The following is a 17,725-nucleotide window of genomic DNA, read 5'->3' as shown; positions in this document are numbered from 1 at the left end:
ATCAGTCGACCTCCTCGACCGTCACGAGGTGGCGGACGGTGTGCACCATGCCGCGGAACTCGGGGCGGTCCTCCTTGACGACCTGCGTGTTGATGCCCTTGAGACCAAGGGAACGCAGGGTGTCACGGTGGTTCTGCTTGCTGCCGATGTACGACTTCGTCTGCGTGATCTTGAGCTGTGCCATTACGCAGCACCGGCCCCGGCACGCGCACGCAGCAGAGCCGCGGGAGCGACGTCCTCGAGGGGCAGACCACGGCGGGCCGCGATCTCCTCGGGACGCTGCAGACCCTTCAGGGCCTCCACGGTCGCGTGCACGATGTTGATCGCGTTCGACGAGCCGAGCGACTTCGACAGGATGTCGTGCACACCGGCGCACTCGAGCACGGCACGCACCGGGCCACCGGCGATGACGCCGGTACCGGGGGAAGCAGGCTTGAGCAGGACGACGCCCGCGGCCTTCTCGCCCGTGATCGGGTGCGGGATGGTGCCCTGGATACGGGGGACCTTGAAGAAGTGCTTCTTGGCCTCTTCAACACCCTTGGCGATCGCGGCCGGCACCTCCTTGGCCTTGCCGTAACCGACACCGACGGTGCCATCGCCATCGCCCACCACGACCAGCGCGGTGAAGCTGAAGCGACGACCACCCTTCACAACCTTGGCGACGCGGTTGATCGCGACGACGCGCTCAACGTACGCGGTCTTCTCGGCGGCAGCAGCGCCGCCGTCACGGCCCTTCCGGTCCCGCCGCTCGCCGCCACCGGCACCGCTTCCGCGGCGCTGGGGTCCAGCCATTGGATTTACCTCTCTCTTTCCGCTAGCTACGCAGCGAGCTCAGAACTTGAGCCCGGCCTCGCGGGCGGCGTCGGCCAGGGCCGCGATGCGACCCGCGTACCGGTTACCACCACGGTCGAACACGACTGCCTCGACACCGGCGGCCTTGGCACGCTCGGCGACCAGGGCGCCGACCTTGCCGGCCTGAGCCGACTTGTCCTCCGACGCACCACGGATCGACGAGTCCAGGGTGGACGCCGACGCAAGGGTGTGCCCCTTGAGGTCGTCGATCACCTGGGCCACGATGTGGCGGTTCGAGCGGGTCACGACCAGGCGGGGACGCTCAGCCGTACCGTTGACCTTCTTACGGATCCGGATGTGGCGCCGCTTGATGGCTGCACGCTTGTAAGCGTCGCCCTTAGCGATCTTCGTACCGTATGCCATGGCTTACTTACCCGCCTTTCCGACCTTGCGGCGGATGACTTCGCCCTCGTACTTGACGCCCTTGGCCTTGTACGGGTCGGGCTTGCGCAGCTTGCGGATGTTGGCCGCAACCTCGCCGACCTTCTGCTTGTCGATGCCCTCGACCGAGAACCGGGTGGGGTTCTCCACCTTGAAGGTGATGCCCTCGGGCGCCTCGACGGTGATCGGGTGGCTGTAGCCGAGCGCGAACTCGAGGTTCGAGCCCTTGGCCTGCACGCGGTAACCGACACCGCTGATTTCGAGCTTCTTCACGTAACCCTGGGTCACGCCGGTGATCATGTTCGCCACCAGCGTGCGGGACAGGCCGTGCAGGGCCTTGCTCTGACGCTCGTCGTTGGGGCGGGTGACGTTCAGAACGCCGTCCTCACCCTTGGCGATCTCGATCGGCGCGGCAACGGTGTGGGTCAGCGAGCCCTTGGGGCCCTTGACCGCGACCGTCTGGCCGTCGATGGTGACGTCCACGCCGGCGGGAACCGTGATGGGGAGCTTGCCAATACGCGACATAGCTGTTTCCTCCGTTCCCTTCCGCTACCAGACGTAGGCGAGGACTTCTCCGCCTACGCCCTTCTTGCCGGCCTGCTTGTCGGTGAGGAGCCCGTGGGACGTGGAGATGATCGCCACGCCGAGGCCACCCAGCACCTTGGGCAGGGAGGTGGACTTCGCGTAAACCCGGAGACCGGGCTTGGAGATCCGCTTGATGCCCGCGATGGAGCGCTCACGGTTCGGGCCGAACTTCAGCTCGAGGACGAGGTTCTTGCCGACCTCGGCGTCCTCGACCTTCCAGCCCGTGATGAAGCCCTCCTGCTGGAGGATCTCCGCGATGTGAGACTTGATCTTCGATGCCGGCATCGTCACGGAGTCGTGGTATGCCGAGTTCGCGTTCCGCAGACGCGTAAGCATGTCTGCGATCGGATCAGTCATGGTCATGAATTGGCCTTCGGCCTCTCTCGCCGGGGTTTCCTGTATGCGCCATCCCTCTCCCCGCTCGGTGGCGGGACGGGTGCGGTGCGGGGACCTACGGCGTAGTAAGTCGTACGGGCTACCGTCAGGCGCCCAACCCTCCAAGCCTAAGCCATGGAAGGGTGGGCGCCTGACACGCCCAGTGCTTACCGAGAGCTTCGGGAATCCCTGAAAAGCAGGGACTACCAGGAGCTCTTGGTCACGCCCGGCAGCTCGCCACGGTGAGCCATCTCACGAAGGCACACGCGGCACAGGCCGAACTTGCGGTACACGGAGTGGGGACGGCCGCAGCGCTGGCAGCGCGTGTAGCCACGCACGCCGAACTTGGGCTTGCGAGCAGCCTTCGCGATCAGAGCCTTCTTCGCCATCTCGCTCACGCCTCCTTGAAGGGGAAGCCGAGGTGACGAAGGAGGGCGCGGCCCTCAGCGTCGTTGGTCGCCGTGGTCACCACGGTGATGTCCATACCCCGGGTACGGTCGATCTTGTCCTGGTCGATCTCGTGGAACATGACCTGCTCGGTGAGACCGAAGGTGTAGTTGCCACGGCCGTCGAACTGCTTGGGGGACAGACCACGGAAGTCGCGGATGCGCGGGAGCGCGAGCGACAGGGTGCGGTCCAGGAACTCCCACATGCGGTCGCCACGGAGCGTGACGTGGGCACCGATCGGCTGGCCCTCACGCAGCTTGAACTGCGCGATGGACTTGCGGGCCTTGGTGACGGCCGGCTTCTGCCCGGTGATCGTGGTGAGGTCGCGGATGGCGCCCTCGATCAGCTTGGAGTCGCGGGCGGCGTCGCCCACACCCATGTTGACCACGATCTTGACGAGGCCCGGGGTCTGCATGACGTTCTCGTAGGAGAACTCTTCCTGCAGCTTGCCCGCGATCTCCTCGCGGTACTTCGTCTTGAGACGCGGAGTCGTGGTGGTAGCCATCAGATGTCCTCACCCGTCCGCTTGGCAACGCGAACCTTGTTGCCCTCGTCGTCGAAGCGGTATCCGACTCGCGTGACGACCTTCTTGCCGTCCTTCTCAACGACCAGCTGGACGTTGGAGACGTGGATCGGCGCCTCGGTCGTGATGATGCCACCGGCCTGCGAACCCTTGGCGGTCGGGCCGGCCTTGGTGTGCTTCTTGACCCGGTTGACACCCTCGACCAGGACGCGGTCCTCGCGGGGGAAGGCCGTGATGACCTTGCCCTGCTTGCCCTTGTCCTTACCGGTGATGACCTGGACCAGGTCGCCCTTCTTGATCTTCATGCTTACAGCACCTCCGGCGCGAGCGAGATGATCTTCATGAACTTCTTCTCGCGCAGCTCCCGGCCGACCGGGCCGAAGATACGGGTGCCACGAGGGTCGCCGTCGTTCTTGAGAATGACAGCGGCGTTCTCGTCGAAGCGGATGTACGAGCCGTCCGGACGGCGGCGCTCCTTGACGGTGCGAACGATGACCGCCTTGATGACGTCACCCTTCTTCACGTTGCCGCCGGGGATCGCGTCCTTGACGGTGGCGACGATGACGTCACCGATGCCCGCGTAGCGGCGACCGGAGCCACCGAGCACACGGATGCAAAGGATTTCCTTCGCACCAGTGTTGTCGGCGACACGCAGTCGCGACTCCTGCTGGATCACGTCTATCTCCTGATTGTCTGCCGGTTCCCGGCAGGGGCCGCCTCTTCACGAGGGAGCCCCTGCCGAGCCTGGCGGAACTGACCTGCGGGGTTGGCCGCAGGAATTACTTGGCCTTCTCGAGGATCTCGACGACACGCCAGTGCTTCGTGGCGGACAGCGGCCGGGTCTCCATCAGGAGGACACGGTCGCCGACGCCGGCGGCGTTCTGCTCGTCGTGGGCCTTGAGCTTGCTCGTGCTGCGGATGACCTTGCCGTAGAGGGCGTGCTTCTTGCGGTCCTCGACGGCGACGACGACGGTCTTGTCCATCTTGTCGCTGACGACGATGCCCTCACGGGTCTTGCGGAATCCGCGAGCCTCGGTGTTCGTCTCAGTCACGTTGCTCTCGCTCATCAGGCGCTCTCCACCGTCTCGATGCCCAGCTCGCGCTCACGCATCAGGGTGTAGATCCGCGCGATGTCCTTGCGGACGGCCTTGAGCCGACCGTGGTTCTCGAGCTGACCGGTCGCCGCCTGGAAGCGGAGGTTGAACAGCTCTTCCTTGGCTTCGCGGAGCTTGTTGAGAAGCTCCTCGTCACCCAGTTCGCGCAGCTCGGACGCCTTGGTACCGGCCGACATCACGCTTCACCTGCCTCGCGCTTGACGATCCGGCACTTCATCGGCAGCTTGTGGGCTGCGCGAGTGAGGGCCTCACGGGCGATCTTCTCGTTGGGGTAGGACAGTTCGAACATGACCCGACCCGGGTGCACGTTCGCGATCCACCACTCGGGCGAACCCTTACCGGAACCCATGCGGGTCTCGGCGGGCTTCTTCGTGAGGGGGCGGTCCGGGTAGATGTTGATCCAGACCTTGCCGCCACGCTTGATGTGGCGGGTCATCGCGATACGAGCCGCCTCGATCTGGCGGTTGGTCACGTACGCCGGCGTGAGGGCCTGAATGCCGTACTCGCCGAACGCGACCGTCGTACCACCCTTGGCCTGACCGCGGCGCTTGGGGTGGTGCTGCTTGCGGTGCTTGACCCTACGGGGGATCAGCATGTCCCTCAGGCCTCCGTTCCGGTGCTCTCAGCCGGAGCGGCGGCGGCGGGAGCCTCGGCCTTGGGGGCCTCGGCGCCGGCAGCCTGCTGCGGCTTACGACCGCGACCGCCACGCTCGCCACCGCGGCCACCACGGCCGGCCGGGCGGTCAGCGCCGCCACGGGCCGGACGGTTGCCGGCGCGGGCGGCGGCGTTCTCGGCGCGGACCTCGGCGATGTTCTTGACGTCGCCCTTGTAGATCCAGACCTTCACGCCGATGCGGCCGAAGGTCGTCTTGGCCTCGAAGAAGCCGTAGTCCACGTTCGCGCGGAGCGTGTGCAGGGGCACACGGCCCTCGCGGTAGAACTCCGAGCGGGACATCTCGGCGCCACCGAGGCGGCCACCGCACTGGATCTTGATGCCCTTGGCGCCGGCCTTCATCGTGCCCTGCATGCTCTTACGCATGGCGCGACGGAAGGAGACGCGGGAGGAGAGCTGCTCGGCGACGGCCTGAGCGACCAGCTGGGCATCGGTCTCGGGGCTCTTGACCTCGAGGATGTTCAGCTGGACCTGCTTGCCCGTGAGCTTCTCGAGGTCACCGCGGATGCGGTCGGCCTCGGCGCCACGGCGGCCGATGACGATGCCCGGACGCGCGGTGTGGATGTCCACGCGGACGCGGTCACGGGTGCGCTCGATCTCCACCTTCGAGATGCCGGCGCGCTCCATGCCGGACGTCATCATCCGACGGATGGCGACGTCTTCCTTGACGTAGTCCTTGTACAGCTTGTCGGCGTACCAACGCGACTTGAAGTCGGTCGTGACACCGAGCCGGAACCCATGCGGGTTTACCTTCTGGCCCATTACCGGGTTCCTTCCTTGCTGCTGACGACCACGGTGATGTGGCTGGTCCGCTTGCGGATCCGGTAGGCACGGCCCTGGGCACGCGGACGGAACCGCTTCAGGGTCGGGCCCTCGTCCACGTACGCCTCGCTGATGACCAGCGAAGAGGCGTCCGTGTGGTCGTAGTTGTGTGCGGCGTTGGCAATGGCGCTGTCCAGCACCTTGCCGACCGGCACGCTCGCGGCCTGCGGGGCGAAACGCAGGACCGCCTGAGCCTCCGTGGCGTCCATGCCACGGATGAGGTCCACCACGCGGCGGGCCTTCATGGGCGTGACGCGGATGTACCGCGCCTGGGCCCTGGCTTCCATGGTTGTCCTTCCAGTGTCTGTCATGGTCGATTCCACCCCGCGTTAGCGGCGCTTCGACTTCCGGTCGTCCTTGACGTGACCCCGGAAGGTGCGCGTCGGCGAGAACTCGCCGAGCTTGTGGCCGACCATCGACTCGGTGACGAACACCGGAATGTGGGTCTTGCCGTTGTGCACCGCGATCGTGTGGCCGAGCATGGCCGGGATGATCATCGAGCGACGGGACCAGGTCTTGATGACGTTCTTGGTGCCTGCTTCGTTCTGTACGTCCACCTTCTTGATCAGGTGGTCGTCGACGAAGGGCCCCTTCTTGAGACTGCGCGGCATCTAAACCCGCTCCTAGCGCTTCTTGTTCGTCTTGCGGCGGCGGACGATGTACTTGCTCGAAGCCTTCTTCGGCGAGCGAGTACGACCCTCCTTCTGACCCCAGGGGCTGACCGGGTGGCGACCACCGGAGGTCTTGCCCTCACCACCACCGTGGGGGTGGTCAACCGGGTTCATCGCCACACCGCGAACGGTCGGGCGGACGCCCAGCCAGCGCTTGCGGCCGGCCTTGCCCCAGTTGATGTTGCTCTGCTCGGCGTTGCCGACCTCGCCGACGGTGGCGCGGCAGCGCACGTCGACCAGGCGGATCTCACCGGACGGCATGCGGAGGTGGGCGTAGGCGCCCTCCTTCGCGAGCAGCTGCACGGAGGTACCGGCGGAGCGGGCGAACTTGGCGCCGCCACCGGGACGGAGCTCGATCGCGTGGATCGTGGTACCGACCGGGATGTTGCGGAGCGCCAGGTTGTTGCCCGGCTTGATGTCGGCCCCGGGACCGTTCTCCACCCGGTCGCCCTGCTGCAGGTTGCGCGGGGCGAGGATGTAGCGCTTCTCGCCGTCCGCGTAGTGCAGCAGCGCGATGCGCGCGGTGCGGTTGGGGTCGTACTCGATGTGCGCGACCTTCGCCGGCACGCCGTCCTTGTCGTGACGACGGAAGTCGATGACACGGAAGGCGCGCTTGTGTCCGCCACCCTGGTGACGAACGGTCACACGACCGGCGTTGTTACGGCCGCCCTTGCTGTGCAGCGGGCGGACCAGCGACTTCTCCGGCGTGGACCGCGTGATCTCGACGAAGTCGGCGACGCTGGAACCACGACGGCCCGGCGTTGTCGGCTTGTACTTGCGGATTCCCATTTCTCAGTCCTCGTCCGATATCGGACGATCCGACCCGCTTACGCGGTCGGACCGCCGAAGATGTCGATACGGTCGCCCTCGGCAAGGGTCACGATCGCGCGCTTGCTGTCGGCACGCTTGCCGAAGCCCGTGCGGGTCCGCTTGCGCTTGCCCTGGCGGTTGATCGTGTTGACCCCGGTGACCTTGACCGAGAAGACCGCCTGGACGGCCTGCTTGATCTGGGTCTTGTTGGCGCCGGGCGCGACGATGAAGGTGTACTTGCCCTCGTCGAGCAGCGCGTAGCTCTTCTCCGACACGACCGGCTTCAGCAGCACGTCACGGGGGTCCGTGAACGCCTTGCTGGGCGCGGTGATGACGGTGTTCTTGCCCTCGGCCTCGTGGCGCTTCGCCTTGGCGACGCGCGCGGCCTTGGCGGCCTTGGCCGCCTTCGAGGCGATGCTCGGGTGACGCGTAGCCATCAGGCGTCACTCCCTTCGGTGTCGTTGGCCGTGTTCGGGCCGGACACGAAGGACTCCAGAGCGGCCTGGGTGAAGACCACGTCGTCCGAGACGATCACGTCGTACGTGTTCAGCTGGCCCGGCTCCAGGATGTGCACCTGGGGCAGGTTGCGGGCGGAGAGCCACGCGGCCTCGTCGGCACGCTCGACGACCAGGAGCAGGTTCTTGCGCTCCGAGATCTTGCCGAACAGCGACTTGGCGGCCTTCGTGGAGGGGTTCTCGCCCTCGATCACGCCGGAGACGACGTGAATGCGGTTGTGACGGGCCCGGTCGGTGAGGGCGTGGCGCAGGGCCGCGGCCTTCATCTTCTTCGGGGTCCGCTGCGAGTAGTCACGCGGCTGCGGGCCGTGGACGACGCCACCGCCGGCGAACTGCGGCGCACGGGTCGAGCCCTGACGGGCGCGGCCGGTGCCCTTCTGGCGGTACGGCTTCTTGCCGCCACCACGGACTTCACCGCGACGCTTGGTCTTGTGGGTGCCCTGACGGGCAGCCGCGTTCTGCGCGACGACGACCTGGTGGATCAGCGGGATGCTGATCTTCTCCACGCCGAAGATCTCCGCGGGGAGCTCGACGCTTCCGGTCTTCTCGCCGGCAGGCGAAAGGATGTCAACAGTGCTCATCGGTACCTCAGGCCCCCTTGGCCGCGGTGCGGACCAGGACGAGGCCGCCGTTCGGACCGGGGACAGCGCCCTTGATGAGCAGCAGACCCTTCTCCGCGTCAACGGCGTGGACGGTCAGGTTCTGGGTGGTGACCCGCTCGTTGCCCATACGGCCCGCCATGCGGAGGCCCTTGAACACGCGGCCCGGGGTGGCGCAGCCACCGATGGAGCCGGGAGAGCGGTGCTTGCGCTGGGTGCCGTGACCGGCGCCGAGGCCCTTGAAGTTGTGACGCTTCATGACACCGGCGAAGCCCTTGCCCTTGCTCTTGCCGGTCACGTCCACCTTGACGCCGGCCTCGAAGACCTCGGCGGAGATCTCCTGGCCCAGCGTGTACTCGGAGGCGTCCGCGGTGCGGATCTCGACGAGGTGACGGCGGGGGGTGACGTCGGCCTTGGCGAAGTGGCCCTTGAGGGGCTTGTTCACCTTGCGCGGGTCGATCTCGCCGAAGGCGATCTGGACCGACTCGTAGCCGTCGACATCGTTCGTACGGACCTGGGTCACGACGTTGGGGCCGGCCTTGACGACGGTGACCGGAACAACACGGTTGTTCTCGTCCCACACCTGCGTCATGCCGAGCTTCTCGCCCAGGATTCCCTTGATCTGCTTAGCCATTCTCAGATCACCGACCCCTAGAGCTTGATCTCGATGTCGACACCGGCCGGGAGGTCGAGTCGCATCAGAGAGTCAACGGTCTTGGGCGTCGGGTCGAGGATGTCGATCAGGCGCTTGTGCGTGCGCATCTCGAAGTGCTCGCGCGAGTCCTTGTACTTGTGCGGCGACTTGATGACGCAGTACACGTTCTTCTCAGTGGGCAGCGGCACCGGGCCCGCGACCGACGCACCAGTGCGCGTCACCGTCTCGACGATCTTCTTCGCCGAGGAGTCGATGACCTCGTGGTCGTAGGCCTTGAGCCGGATGCGGATCTTCTGTCCCGCCATGGCTACTCAGTAGTCCTTTGTCTCGTTTAACGCTCTGGAACCCGGTGTTCCGTCACCTGCTCCTCCGACCCACGCGGTCGGGTGTGTCGCGCTTCCTTCGACACGGAGGCCCCTTGTTCGAGCATCCCTTGTCCGGGAAACACGGCCCTTCCCTCAGCCGTGGGCCGGGGGCAGAAGCCCACCGGGTGCCTGGCCGGCGCCGCACTGACACTTCCCGAAAGATTCCCGTACGTCCGCTCCAGCGCTGCCGTAAGGCAGTTGGGGCGACGAGTACTGTGGGACTCGCTTCCGGTCCTCCCGGCGGGAGGCGCGCAGCATCAACACTCGACCGAGCAACCCCGCTAGTCTGCCATACGGCCCACCGGCTCCGCCAATCGAGCCGGAGAGATTACCCCGAGAGTGACGCACGTCAAACCCGGGAGCCGTCGGGGCCGTCCGGAGTGCCGGCATCCGCGCCGTGAGAGGCGCCGTCCGGGGTCCTCGTCGCGCGGTCGGGGTACAGGAAGCAAGCTCCGAGGACGATGGCCCCCAGGGACGTCAGCCGCAGCGCACCCCCCGCCCACCGCATCCCTCCGGTCCACTCCTGGGGTACGCCGAGGGCCAGCCAGAGACTGACGGTGATTCCGGCGACTAGGAGGGCCGCACCGACGAGACGGCTCGCTGAAAGACTCATGCGTTCATGATCCACTGCGACTTCGCCGGGGTGTCACGATTCAGCCGTGCTCCGACGGCTCCGGCGTACGCCGTCGCGGCAGCGCCCGGTAGAGCGCGCCCAGGGCGAGGACCAGCGCGGCGGGGATCAGCAGGACCAGCGCCGGGTGCACCTCTTCGTGCAGCAGCAGCCAGGCGCCCAGCAGGCCGCCGGTGAACATCGCGACGACCGAGGCGAGGCGGCGGCCCTCGTTCCTGGCTCCCGTTCCCACGTGGCTGTCGGGGTGCGGGGGCAGACCGCTGAGCAGCGCGGTCAGCGCGCGGGTGGACACCGTGGTGGGGACGTCCGGGACCCGCGCCCGCAGGGTGGTGACGTTGCGCACGCCCATGGCCACGGCGACCAGGGCGACGACGGTGTAGTGCGGGTCGTCCGCCGGGCCGCCCGTCACGTCAAGGCCGGTGCGCCAGGCGACCAGTCCGCCGAGCCCCAGCAGCAGGGCCTCGACGAGCAGCGCGGGGACGAACCAGCGGCGACCGTGGGCGTCCACGCCGGACTCGAACCGTGAACCGAGCAGCGCCCCGACCGTGAAGCCGGCGAACGAGACGCCCGCGGCGGCCGGAGACAACCCGGCGGCGCCGGTGAGCGCGAAGGAGAGGAAGAGGAGGTTGCCGGTCTGCACCGCGGTGAACACCGGGCCCAGCACGAGGAAACTGACGGCCTCGATCATGCCGGTCGTCAGCGTCAGCGCCACCATGACCGAGGTGAGCCCGACGCCCGCTCTGGGCTTCATACCGGGACCCTAGGCCGCGGCAAATCCACTCGCCCGCCGCCGCCCCGCGCTTCTACGCTGATCAGGTACGTCGGCCGTTCAGGCACGCCGGCTGTCACGGGGGAACGTTCACGATGCGTACGCACTATCCGCGGACCAGACATCTGCCCTGGTCCCCCGGCGCCACCGCCGACGATCTCCGGGTCACCGACCTGTCCGGCCTGCGCGGTCGCGAGGTCGTCGTGACCGAGAAGCTGGACGGCGAGAACACCACGCTGTACGCCGACGGCCTGCACGCCCGCTCGCTCGACTCCGCGCACCACCCCTCCCGCACCTGGGTCAAGGCGCTCCAGGCCCGGGTCGGCCACGCCCTCCCGGAGGGCTGGCGGGTGTGCGGGGAGAACATGTTCGCCCGCCACTCCCTCCCCTACGACGACCTGGACAGCTGGTTCTACGGCTTCTCGGTGTGGGACGCGGACGGGAACTGCCTGGGCTGGGACCGCACGACGGCGTTCCTGCGCGGAGTCGGCATCCCCGTGCCGCGTGTGCTGTGGCGGGGCGTGTTCGACGAGCGGGCGCTGCGCGGGCTGCGGCTGGATCTCGGGCGGCAGGAGGGGTACGTCGTCCGGGTCGTGGACGGCTTCGGCGCCGCGGAGTTCGGCGCCCGTGTCGCGAAGTGGGTGCGGGCCGGGCACGTGACGACGGACACGCACTGGATGCACGCGGCCGTCGTGGAGAACGGGCTGGGTGCGCGGGCCCCCCTGTGGGCGGTGCGTTCCGGCGCGCCCGCCGACGCCGCCGCGCTGGCGGCGGCCGCCGGGCTGCCCGGCGAGGGCGACCGGGAGGCCGTCGCCCGCTTCGACGCGGCCGGTCGGACGGGTGACGACCGGCTCGTCGGCGTGCTGGCCGCGCTGCTGCACGCCCACGGCCCGGGAGGCCGGCGCGCCCGGGTCGCGGCGCGGCTGGCCGGTGCCGTGGGCATGCCGCTCGCGCGCCGGGTCGCCGACCTGGTCGGGCTGCACCCCGCGCTGCACCGGCCGTACCCGGACGAGGAGCGCCGGACGGGCCTGGCCCGGCTGTCCCTCGCCGCCGATCTCGGTCTGCTGCACGCGGTCGCCCGCGCCACGGCGGCGACGCACGAGGCGCGCGAGCTGGTGGAGTGGTCGGCCCTGCACGCCGACGAGGTACGGCCCCTGGACGAGGGTGCCGTGCGGAAGGCGTTCGCCGGGCTGTCGCCCGACGCGGCCGTCCGGTGCCGGGCCGAGGCGCGGGAGGCGTACGCGCGGGGGCGCGTCGCGGATGCGGAGGGCGCCGTCGCCGCGACCTGGCGCTGGCGGTCGGGGGCCTATCCGAAGCTGATCCAGCTGGTCGGGCCGTCGGGCAGCGGTAAGAGCACCTTCGCGCGGGGGCTCGCGGGCGTGGACGCGTACGTCTCGCTGGACGAGTTGCGCGAGGCGCGAGGCGCGCGCGCCGACCAGCGGGCCAACCCGGACGTGCTGCGCGCCGGGCTCGACCGGCTGGACGCGGCGCTGGCCGCCGGCGGGACGGCGGTGTGGGACGCCACCTCGCTCACCCACCAGCAGCGCTCGCTGGCGCACGCGGTCGCGCAGCGGCGCAACGCGCTGATCACCCACGCCGTGGTCCTGGTGGACGAGGACGAGCTGGTCCGGCGCAACTCCCACCGCGCGCACCCGGTGCCACCCGAGGTCCTCACCGCCCAGCTGCGCCGCTTCGCCCCGCCGTATCCGGGCGACGCGCACCGCACCTGGTACGTCGGGGCGAGCGGGACCGTAGAGGAAGAGGTCTGAGGAGCCGTGCGGACGAGCGAGGAGATCTATCACCGGGTGCGCTGGGACGCGCGCTTCGACCCGGCGCGCTTCGTGTTTGGCGTCCTGCAGCGGGGCGCCGCGCCCAAGCGGGTCCCGCTGCCCGCGTTCGTGCCCGGCGGGGAGATCCCGTGGCACCGGGTGCTGTTCGTCGAGGCGGACGGCGAGGTGGTCTGGGACCGGGCGACGGGTGTGGACCGGATCGACGCGACGGAGGCGGGGCGCGTCCGGGAGACCCGGCTGCTCCGGGCGCCGTTCTTCACGGCGCGCACGCCGCACGCCTGGGACGGAGAGGAGTGGACGCCCCGGCGCACGCCCGAGGGCGCCGGATACGAGGTCGGCGTGGCAAGCGTGCGGGTGCTGACCTGGAACACCCTCTGGGACCGCTACGACGCCGACCGCATCGACAGCGCCCGGCGCAGGCCGCTGCTGCTGCGGGCCCTGTGCGCGGCCGAGGTCGACGTGATCGCGTTGCAGGAGGTCGAGGCGGAGCTGCTGGCGATGCTGCTGCGCGAGCCGTGGGCGCGGGCGGGCTGGACGCTGGGGACGGACCCGCGCGGGCGGGACGTGGACGGCTGCGGTCTGCTGGTGCTGAGCCGGCTGCCGGTGCGCGAGGCGGCCTTCCACGCGCTGGGCCCGCACAAGGCGGTGACCGCCGTGGTCGTGGAGACCGGCGCACGCCCCCTCGTCGTGGCGGCGACGCATCTGAGCAGCGACCACTCCGCCGACGGAGCGGGTCGCCGGACCGCCGAACTCGCCCGTGTGGCCGAGGGGTTCGCGGGCCTGGACGCCGATCTGCTCCTCCTCGGCGACTTCAACGACGGCGGCGACACACCCCAGGTGACGCTCGGCATGCGGGACGCGTGGAGCGAGGTGCACGGTCCGGCCGACATGACCCCGACCTTCGACCCGGGCGCCAACCCCCTGGCGGCGGTCTCGTCCCTGACGGGGCGGGCCTCCCGGCTGGACCGGGTGCTGGTGCGCGGGGACGGGCTGGGGGTGCGCTCGGCCGAGCTGTACGGGGACACGCCCACGCCGGACGGGCTGTTCGTCTCGGACCACTACGGCGTACGGGCGGAGGTGGGGCCCGGCTCCCCGGCCCCGGCCGCCGCGGGCCTCGACGTCCGGCCGACCGCCCGTACGGCTCTGGCGTGGCTGCCGCCCGAGGAGCTGTGGCCGCCGCTGCAGGACGTCCGCCGTGACCACGACCCGCAGATCCACCGCTGGCCTCCCCATGTGAACGTCCTCTTCGGCTTCGTACCGGAACACGCCTTCGAGCAGGCGGCCTCGGTGCTCGCGGCGTCGATGCCGGCCGCGCCCACTCCCTTCGACGTCCGGCTGGAGGGCGTGCACTGGTTCGGCCACCGGGACGACGCGACGGTGTGGCTGGATCCGGCGGCGGCCGGTGAGGAGCCGTGGGCCGAGCTGCACAGCACCCTCGTACGGCACTTCCCGCGCTGCCGGGGCCGTCAGGAGGGCTTCACCCCGCACCTGAGCCTGGGCCGCACCACCGACCCGAACGCCCTGGCCGCCGCGTGCGCCGCCCGGCTCGGCCCCCTGTCGGCCAGGGTCGGTGAGCTGGCGCTGCTGTCGCGGCGCGGGGACGAGCCGATGCGGGTACGGGCGACGGTGAGCCTGGGGACGGGAGAGGTGCGCTGGGCCGAGGAGGAGCCGGTGCCTCACCAGGCCGAGGGGGACGGTGAGGTCGGCGTGGCGGACCGGGTCACCCGCCTCGTCGCCGACGCGTTCCCCGGCGGTGTCGTCCACGTCGTCGGCTCTCGGCGCATGGGCTGCGCGCTGCCCGGCGCGGATCTGGACCTGGTGGCGGCGCTGCCCGGAACAGTCGAACTCGCCTCTCTGCAGCGGGAGTTGCGCGAGGCCGCCGATGTGCGCGAGGTGGTCGGAGCACGCGTCCCCGGGCTGCGGCTGCGGCTCGACGGCGTGGACGTGGACCTGGCCGTCGTGGCCACCGGCACGCTGGACCCGGTGGAGGCGGTGGACCGCCGGGCGGAGCTGGGCGAGGCGGCTGCGGTCGCGCTCAGCGCGGTGAGCGACGCGGAGGCGGTGCTCACCTCGGTGGGCGGGCACGGTCCGGCGTTCGCCGGGCTGGCCAGGCGGGTCAAGGCGTGGGCGAAGGCGCGAGGGCTGGACTCGGCGCCGTTCGGCGGCCTGCCGGGCCTGGCCTGGTCCGTGCTGGCGGCCCGCACGGTGAGCGAGGCGGGAGACCTGCCGCCGGCCGACCTCCTGAGGCACTTCTTCGCGACGTGGGCGGCGTGGGACTGGCGCGAGCCGGTGGGCGGCCTCGAAGGGGTTCCGGCCGGGCCCCTCACCGTCGCCACGCCGTCCGCCCCGGTCCGCTCCTGCACGGACCAGGTCACGGCGGGCATGCGCGACCTGATCACCCAGGAGCTGTTCCGGGCCTGGGAGTTGCTGGAGGAGAGCACCCCGTTCCCCCGCCTGCTCACCCCTCCTCCGCTGCACCGCCGCCACGCCGCCTGGGCGGTCGCGACGGTGGGCGGGGGTGCGGGTGAGGGTGCGGACGAGGGCCGGGTACGGGGCAGGATGCGGGCCCTGGTCACCGACCTCGCCGAGGTGGCCCCCGGCTGCCACGCCTGGCCCCGCCCCTTCACCACGGCCCCCGCCCGCTACGCCATCGGCCTGGGACCTACCCCGCCGACCGCCGACGCCCTCGCCGCCGTGGCGGACCGTCGGCTACGGGGTCTGACGGGGGTCACGCTCACACGGGCGGAGGGCGGCGAGGTGCCGACGCTGTCCTGAGGAAGGCAGAGGTCAGCGGTCAGCGGACGTCGACGTAGACGGCCGGGGTGGTGACGCCGTCGGTCGTCGAGTTGCCGTAGTACACCCAGCGGTAGAAGCCGTCGGCCGAGGCGGTGACCGTGGTGTTCAGGCCGCCGGTGCTGCTGGTGGTGACCTTCTTGACCGTCTTGAAGGAGGTGGCGTCCGAGGCCCGGTACTGGAGGCTGACCGTCCGGCCGCTGTAGCCGCCGTACTTCTTGGTGCTCCAGTTCGCCCGGGTCAGCTTGCCCGTGACGGTGACCTTCCTGCCCTTGGTCACCGTCTCCGGCGTGGCGGCGACGGTGGCCCTGGCCGCGCGCTTGAGCTGCACGGTCGTGGACCGGGTCTCGTACTCCTCGGTCTTGAGGCCGCCGCTCGCCTTCCACAGGCGCATCACGACGGCGACCTTCCAGGCCGTGGCGGCGGCGTTGGTGTTCACCTGCTTCCGGCTCGGATGCGGGTCGATGTGGAACTCTCCCTCGCAGCGGGCGTGCTTCGCGTCGATCTCGAAGCAGGTGTAGATGCCCGGACCTATGTAACCGTCGCCGGTGTCGACGGCCTTGCTCCTGTCACCGCGGTAGATGAAGGGGTGGGCGGTGTAACCGGAGGGATTGGCAGTGCTCTGCCCCGCCGGCAGGGCGATGTTGAAGGAGATCGGCGGCGCCACCTCCTTCGTCGTGCCGACCACGATGGGCCTGCCCTTGTTGATGACGATGTCCGACACGGTGATACCGGTGTCCGCCGCCTGAGCCGCCGGCGCGTTCAGCACCGAGAGCCCGAGCGCCCCCACGAGCGTGGCCACCGCTACGGTCCGTCTGCCTGACTTCATTGACGCCTCTTCAGTAAAGATGCCTATCCGGAAGGCGGCAGGCTACCAAGGGCGATCTCCCGGCCCGGCCTTCACCACGGCCCCGACCTGCTACACCGTCGGCCTGGGCCGAACCCCGCCGACCGCGACCGAGGTGACCGCCGTGGCGGAACGTCGGCTGGGCGGCCTGGCGGGGTCACGCTCATGAGGGCTGCGGGCCGCGAGACACTGACGCTCCGCTGAACCCCCAGGGTCAGCGCACGTCGACGTGGTCCGCCGGGCTGGTGGCGACACCGGTGGCCGCGTTGCCGAAGTACACCCAACGGTAGGAACCGTCGGTGGAAGCGGTGACCGTGGTCTTCAGGCCACCCGTGCTGCCAGTGGTGGCCTTCTTGACCGTCCTGAAGGTGTCACTGCCCTTGGCGCGGAACTGGAGGCTGACGGTACGGCCGCTGTAGGCGCCGAACTTCTTCGTGTTCCAGTCCGCCCGGGTCAGCTTCCCCGTGACGGTGATCTTCTTGCCCTTGGTGACCGGCTCGGGCGTGGCGTTGACGGTCGCCTTGGCCGCGCGCTTGAGCCGGACGGTCTTGGACCGCTTCTCGATCTCCCCGGCCTTGAGGTTCCCGCTGGCCTTGAACAGACGGAGCGAGACGGCGACCTTCCACGTGGTGGCGTCGCTGTTGGAGTCGACGTGCTCCTGGCTCGGGTGCGGGTCGATGTAGAGATTGCCCTCACAGTGAGCGTGCCTGGAGTCGCTCTCGTAGCAGGTGTAGCCCCCCGGTCCGATGTAGTTCTCTCCGGTGTCGGCGGCCTTCTTCAGGTCGCCCCGGTAGAGGAACGGGTATGCGCTCCAGCTGCCCGCTGTTCCCTCGACGCTGTACCCGGCCGGCAGCGCCAGGTTGAACGTCATGGGCGGCTCCACCTCCTTCTTCGTGCCCACCACGATCGGCTTGCCCTTGTTGATGACGATGTCCGACACGGTGATGCCGGTGTCCGCCGCGTGGGCCGCCGGCGCGTTCAACACCGAGAAACCCAGCGCCCCCACGAGCGTGGCCACCGCGACGGTTCGTCTGCCTGACTTCATTCACACCTCTTCGAAAGCGTGTTCATACGGGAGGCGGCAGAGTACCAAGAGTGATCTCGTGGCGATTCCTCACGTCAAACCCTCCTGAGGGGGCAGACTTTGCTCTCGTCCAGGGACGAGTGACAGAACCGGAGAAACCGACGTCATGGTGAAGGTGCGACTGGAGACCAGTCGGGAACACGTCGCCGAGCTGGCGCGGCTGCGTGACCCGATCGGCGCGGTGGAGGAGCTGATCTGGAACAGCGTCGACGCCGACGCCGGGCATGTGGTCGTCAGATCGTCGCAGTGCAGCGCTACCTGCTCCAGATCGGCCACCGCGAAGGGCCCTCACCCATCGACATCCTGATCGCCCTCACCGCCGAGCACCACCGCCTGACCCTCCTCCACGTCGACGACGACTTCGCCGCGATCACCAAGGTCAGGCCCGGACTCTCCGTCGTCTGCGGACAACCACAGCGGTGAC

General features: G+C 69.4%; 27 protein-coding genes. 3 read left to right on the top strand and 24 right to left on the bottom strand.

Annotation, left to right across the window (positions count from 1 at the left end; all coding sequences use genetic code 11):
- Position 1: 1 nt before the first annotated feature.
- From rpmD to H4687_RS27555, 22 genes are all read right to left on the bottom strand, one after another.
- On the bottom strand, positions 2-184 hold the full coding sequence (gene rpmD / locus H4687_RS27660) for a 50S ribosomal protein L30 (RefSeq protein WP_005481207.1): 183 nt from the start codon (positions 182-184) through the stop codon (positions 2-4).
- Positions 184-792: a 30S ribosomal protein S5 gene (rpsE, locus tag H4687_RS27655; protein WP_010354225.1), complete on the bottom strand. Its 609-nt coding sequence runs from the start codon at positions 790-792 to the stop codon at positions 184-186. The genes rpmD and rpsE overlap by 1 nt, the downstream gene beginning before the upstream one ends.
- 39 nt (positions 793-831) lie before the next feature.
- Complete coding sequence (rplR, locus tag H4687_RS27650) at positions 832-1,215, bottom strand: 50S ribosomal protein L18 (protein ID WP_005481210.1); 384 nt, start codon at positions 1,213-1,215, stop codon at positions 832-834.
- Between the two features lie 3 nt (positions 1,216-1,218).
- On the bottom strand, positions 1,219-1,758 hold the full coding sequence (gene rplF / locus H4687_RS27645; RefSeq protein WP_046916497.1) for a 50S ribosomal protein L6: 540 nt from the start codon (positions 1,756-1,758) through the stop codon (positions 1,219-1,221).
- A gap of 24 nt (positions 1,759-1,782) precedes the next feature.
- Positions 1,783-2,181: a 30S ribosomal protein S8 gene (gene rpsH / locus H4687_RS27640; RefSeq protein WP_013001411.1), complete on the bottom strand. Its 399-nt coding sequence runs from the start codon at positions 2,179-2,181 to the stop codon at positions 1,783-1,785.
- A 215-nt stretch (positions 2,182-2,396) separates the two neighbouring features.
- Complete coding sequence (locus tag H4687_RS27635; RefSeq protein WP_003948630.1) at positions 2,397-2,582, bottom strand: type Z 30S ribosomal protein S14; 186 nt, start codon at positions 2,580-2,582, stop codon at positions 2,397-2,399.
- Positions 2,583-2,587: 5 nt separating this feature from the next.
- Entirely contained in the window at positions 2,588-3,145 is a 558-nt protein-coding gene (gene rplE, locus H4687_RS27630; RefSeq protein ID WP_005481216.1) for a 50S ribosomal protein L5, read from the bottom strand.
- Entirely contained in the window at positions 3,145-3,468 is a 324-nt protein-coding gene (rplX, locus tag H4687_RS27625) for a 50S ribosomal protein L24 (RefSeq protein WP_046916498.1), read from the bottom strand. The genes rplE and rplX overlap by 1 nt, the downstream gene beginning before the upstream one ends.
- A 2-nt stretch (positions 3,469-3,470) precedes the next feature.
- Positions 3,471-3,839, bottom strand: coding sequence for a 50S ribosomal protein L14 (gene rplN / locus H4687_RS27620; RefSeq protein ID WP_003992364.1), 369 nt, complete (start codon positions 3,837-3,839; stop codon positions 3,471-3,473).
- Positions 3,840-3,942: 103 nt separating this feature from the next.
- On the bottom strand, positions 3,943-4,230 hold the full coding sequence (gene rpsQ / locus H4687_RS27615) for a 30S ribosomal protein S17 (RefSeq protein WP_013001413.1): 288 nt from the start codon (positions 4,228-4,230) through the stop codon (positions 3,943-3,945).
- Positions 4,230-4,454 carry a 50S ribosomal protein L29 gene (rpmC, locus tag H4687_RS27610; RefSeq protein WP_005481220.1) on the bottom strand — a complete coding sequence of 75 codons (225 nt, stop codon included), beginning with the start codon at positions 4,452-4,454 and terminating at the stop codon, positions 4,230-4,232. Before rpmC ends, rpsQ begins: the two co-directional genes overlap by 1 nt.
- Positions 4,454-4,873 carry a 50S ribosomal protein L16 gene (rplP, locus tag H4687_RS27605; protein ID WP_004927269.1) on the bottom strand — a complete coding sequence of 140 codons (420 nt, stop codon included), beginning with the start codon at positions 4,871-4,873 and terminating at the stop codon, positions 4,454-4,456. The genes rpmC and rplP overlap by 1 nt, the downstream gene beginning before the upstream one ends.
- A gap of 5 nt (positions 4,874-4,878) precedes the next feature.
- Positions 4,879-5,712: a 30S ribosomal protein S3 gene (rpsC, locus tag H4687_RS27600; RefSeq protein ID WP_005481221.1), complete on the bottom strand. Its 834-nt coding sequence runs from the start codon at positions 5,710-5,712 to the stop codon at positions 4,879-4,881.
- Positions 5,712-6,059 carry a 50S ribosomal protein L22 gene (gene rplV / locus H4687_RS27595; protein WP_004571827.1) on the bottom strand — a complete coding sequence of 116 codons (348 nt, stop codon included), beginning with the start codon at positions 6,057-6,059 and terminating at the stop codon, positions 5,712-5,714. Before rplV ends, rpsC begins: the two co-directional genes overlap by 1 nt.
- A gap of 42 nt (positions 6,060-6,101) precedes the next feature.
- The gene (rpsS, locus tag H4687_RS27590; protein WP_005481224.1) at positions 6,102-6,383 is read right to left on the bottom strand and encodes a 30S ribosomal protein S19; all 282 of its coding nucleotides are present in this window, start codon (positions 6,381-6,383) and stop codon (positions 6,102-6,104) included.
- Positions 6,384-6,395: 12 nt separating this feature from the next.
- Entirely contained in the window at positions 6,396-7,232 is an 837-nt protein-coding gene (rplB, locus tag H4687_RS27585; RefSeq protein ID WP_005481225.1) for a 50S ribosomal protein L2, read from the bottom strand.
- A gap of 38 nt (positions 7,233-7,270) precedes the next feature.
- Entirely contained in the window at positions 7,271-7,690 is a 420-nt protein-coding gene (gene rplW, locus H4687_RS27580) for a 50S ribosomal protein L23 (RefSeq protein ID WP_005481228.1), read from the bottom strand.
- A complete protein-coding gene (rplD, locus tag H4687_RS27575; RefSeq protein ID WP_046916499.1) occupies positions 7,690-8,349 on the bottom strand; it encodes a 50S ribosomal protein L4 in 660 nt (219 codons plus the stop codon). Before rplD ends, rplW begins: the two co-directional genes overlap by 1 nt.
- Positions 8,350-8,356: 7 nt before the next feature.
- The gene (gene rplC / locus H4687_RS27570; protein WP_005481233.1) at positions 8,357-9,001 is read right to left on the bottom strand and encodes a 50S ribosomal protein L3; all 645 of its coding nucleotides are present in this window, start codon (positions 8,999-9,001) and stop codon (positions 8,357-8,359) included.
- Positions 9,002-9,018: 17 nt separating this feature from the next.
- Positions 9,019-9,327 (bottom strand): 30S ribosomal protein S10, encoded by a 309-nt coding sequence (rpsJ, locus tag H4687_RS27565; RefSeq protein WP_003948644.1) that lies wholly within the window; start codon positions 9,325-9,327, stop codon positions 9,019-9,021.
- A 409-nt stretch (positions 9,328-9,736) separates the two neighbouring features.
- On the bottom strand, positions 9,737-10,000 hold the full coding sequence (locus H4687_RS27560; RefSeq protein WP_046916500.1) for a hypothetical protein: 264 nt from the start codon (positions 9,998-10,000) through the stop codon (positions 9,737-9,739).
- 40 nt (positions 10,001-10,040) lie between these two features.
- Entirely contained in the window at positions 10,041-10,769 is a 729-nt protein-coding gene (locus H4687_RS27555) for a YoaK family protein (RefSeq protein ID WP_046916501.1), read from the bottom strand.
- Positions 10,770-10,882: 113 nt separating this feature from the next.
- On the opposite strand from H4687_RS27555, the gene H4687_RS27550 reads away from it, so the two are divergent.
- Positions 10,883-12,556, top strand: coding sequence for an RNA ligase family protein (locus H4687_RS27550; RefSeq protein ID WP_046916502.1), 1,674 nt, complete (start codon positions 10,883-10,885; stop codon positions 12,554-12,556).
- A gap of 6 nt (positions 12,557-12,562) precedes the next feature.
- Positions 12,563-15,352, top strand: coding sequence for a poly(A) polymerase (locus H4687_RS27545; RefSeq protein ID WP_050399457.1), 2,790 nt, complete (start codon positions 12,563-12,565; stop codon positions 15,350-15,352).
- 19 nt (positions 15,353-15,371) lie between these two features.
- Here the strand turns inward: H4687_RS27545 and H4687_RS27540 are convergent, their stop codons facing one another.
- A complete protein-coding gene (locus tag H4687_RS27540; protein ID WP_046916813.1) occupies positions 15,372-16,199 on the bottom strand; it encodes a hypothetical protein in 828 nt (275 codons plus the stop codon).
- Between the two features lie 232 nt (positions 16,200-16,431).
- Complete coding sequence (locus H4687_RS27535) at positions 16,432-17,262, bottom strand: hypothetical protein (protein WP_046916812.1); 831 nt, start codon at positions 17,260-17,262, stop codon at positions 16,432-16,434.
- Positions 17,263-17,547: 285 nt separating this feature from the next.
- Here H4687_RS27535 and H4687_RS27530 point away from each other — a divergent pair, with 285 nt between their 5' ends.
- Positions 17,548-17,724: a PIN domain-containing protein gene (locus tag H4687_RS27530; RefSeq protein ID WP_192781725.1), complete on the top strand. Its 177-nt coding sequence runs from the start codon at positions 17,548-17,550 to the stop codon at positions 17,722-17,724.
- The last annotated feature ends 1 nt before the right edge of the window (position 17,725 follow it).

It is taken from the genome of Streptomyces stelliscabiei (assembly GCF_014873495.1).
GTDB classification, from domain to species: domain Bacteria; phylum Actinomycetota; class Actinomycetes; order Streptomycetales; family Streptomycetaceae; genus Streptomyces; species Streptomyces bottropensis.
This window is presented reverse-complemented; position numbering and strand designations above follow the sequence as displayed.

Excerpts from the sequence above, each read along its gene's own strand:
- rpmD (WP_005481207.1), bottom strand. The coding sequence starts at position 184 with ATGGCACAGCTCAAGATCACGCAGACGAAGTCGTACATCGGCAGCAAG.
- rpsE (WP_010354225.1), bottom strand. The coding sequence starts at position 792 with ATGGCTGGACCCCAGCGCCGCGGAAGCGGTGCCGGTGGCGGCGAGCGG.
- rplR (WP_005481210.1), bottom strand. The coding sequence starts at position 1,215 with ATGGCATACGGTACGAAGATCGCTAAGGGCGACGCTTACAAGCGTGCA.
- rplF (WP_046916497.1), bottom strand. The coding sequence starts at position 1,758 with ATGTCGCGTATTGGCAAGCTCCCCATCACGGTTCCCGCCGGCGTGGAC.
- rpsH (WP_013001411.1), bottom strand. The coding sequence starts at position 2,181 with ATGACCATGACTGATCCGATCGCAGACATGCTTACGCGTCTGCGGAAC.
- H4687_RS27635 (WP_003948630.1), bottom strand. The coding sequence starts at position 2,582 with ATGGCGAAGAAGGCTCTGATCGCGAAGGCTGCTCGCAAGCCCAAGTTC.
- rplE (WP_005481216.1), bottom strand. The coding sequence starts at position 3,145 with ATGGCTACCACCACGACTCCGCGTCTCAAGACGAAGTACCGCGAGGAG.
- rplX (WP_046916498.1), bottom strand. The coding sequence starts at position 3,468 with ATGAAGATCAAGAAGGGCGACCTGGTCCAGGTCATCACCGGTAAGGAC.
- rpsQ (WP_013001413.1), bottom strand. The coding sequence starts at position 4,230 with ATGAGCGAGAGCAACGTGACTGAGACGAACACCGAGGCTCGCGGATTC.
- rpmC (WP_005481220.1), bottom strand. The coding sequence starts at position 4,454 with ATGTCGGCCGGTACCAAGGCGTCCGAGCTGCGCGAACTGGGTGACGAG.
- rplP (WP_004927269.1), bottom strand. The coding sequence starts at position 4,873 with ATGCTGATCCCCCGTAGGGTCAAGCACCGCAAGCAGCACCACCCCAAG.
- rpsC (WP_005481221.1), bottom strand. The coding sequence starts at position 5,712 with ATGGGCCAGAAGGTAAACCCGCATGGGTTCCGGCTCGGTGTCACGACC.
- rplV (WP_004571827.1), bottom strand. The coding sequence starts at position 6,059 with ATGGAAGCCAGGGCCCAGGCGCGGTACATCCGCGTCACGCCCATGAAG.
- rpsS (WP_005481224.1), bottom strand. The coding sequence starts at position 6,383 with ATGCCGCGCAGTCTCAAGAAGGGGCCCTTCGTCGACGACCACCTGATC.
- rplB (WP_005481225.1), bottom strand. The coding sequence starts at position 7,232 with ATGGGAATCCGCAAGTACAAGCCGACAACGCCGGGCCGTCGTGGTTCC.
- rplW (WP_005481228.1), bottom strand. The coding sequence starts at position 7,690 with ATGGCTACGCGTCACCCGAGCATCGCCTCGAAGGCGGCCAAGGCCGCC.
- rplD (WP_046916499.1), bottom strand. The coding sequence starts at position 8,349 with ATGAGCACTGTTGACATCCTTTCGCCTGCCGGCGAGAAGACCGGAAGC.
- rplC (WP_005481233.1), bottom strand. The coding sequence starts at position 9,001 with ATGGCTAAGCAGATCAAGGGAATCCTGGGCGAGAAGCTCGGCATGACG.
- rpsJ (WP_003948644.1), bottom strand. The coding sequence starts at position 9,327 with ATGGCGGGACAGAAGATCCGCATCCGGCTCAAGGCCTACGACCACGAG.
- H4687_RS27560 (WP_046916500.1), bottom strand. The coding sequence starts at position 10,000 with ATGAGTCTTTCAGCGAGCCGTCTCGTCGGTGCGGCCCTCCTAGTCGCC.
- H4687_RS27555 (WP_046916501.1), bottom strand. The coding sequence starts at position 10,769 with ATGAAGCCCAGAGCGGGCGTCGGGCTCACCTCGGTCATGGTGGCGCTG.
- H4687_RS27550 (WP_046916502.1), top strand. The coding sequence starts at position 10,883 with ATGCGTACGCACTATCCGCGGACCAGACATCTGCCCTGGTCCCCCGGC.
- H4687_RS27540 (WP_046916813.1), bottom strand. The coding sequence starts at position 16,199 with ATGAAGTCAGGCAGACGGACCGTAGCGGTGGCCACGCTCGTGGGGGCG.
- H4687_RS27535 (WP_046916812.1), bottom strand. The coding sequence starts at position 17,262 with ATGAAGTCAGGCAGACGAACCGTCGCGGTGGCCACGCTCGTGGGGGCG.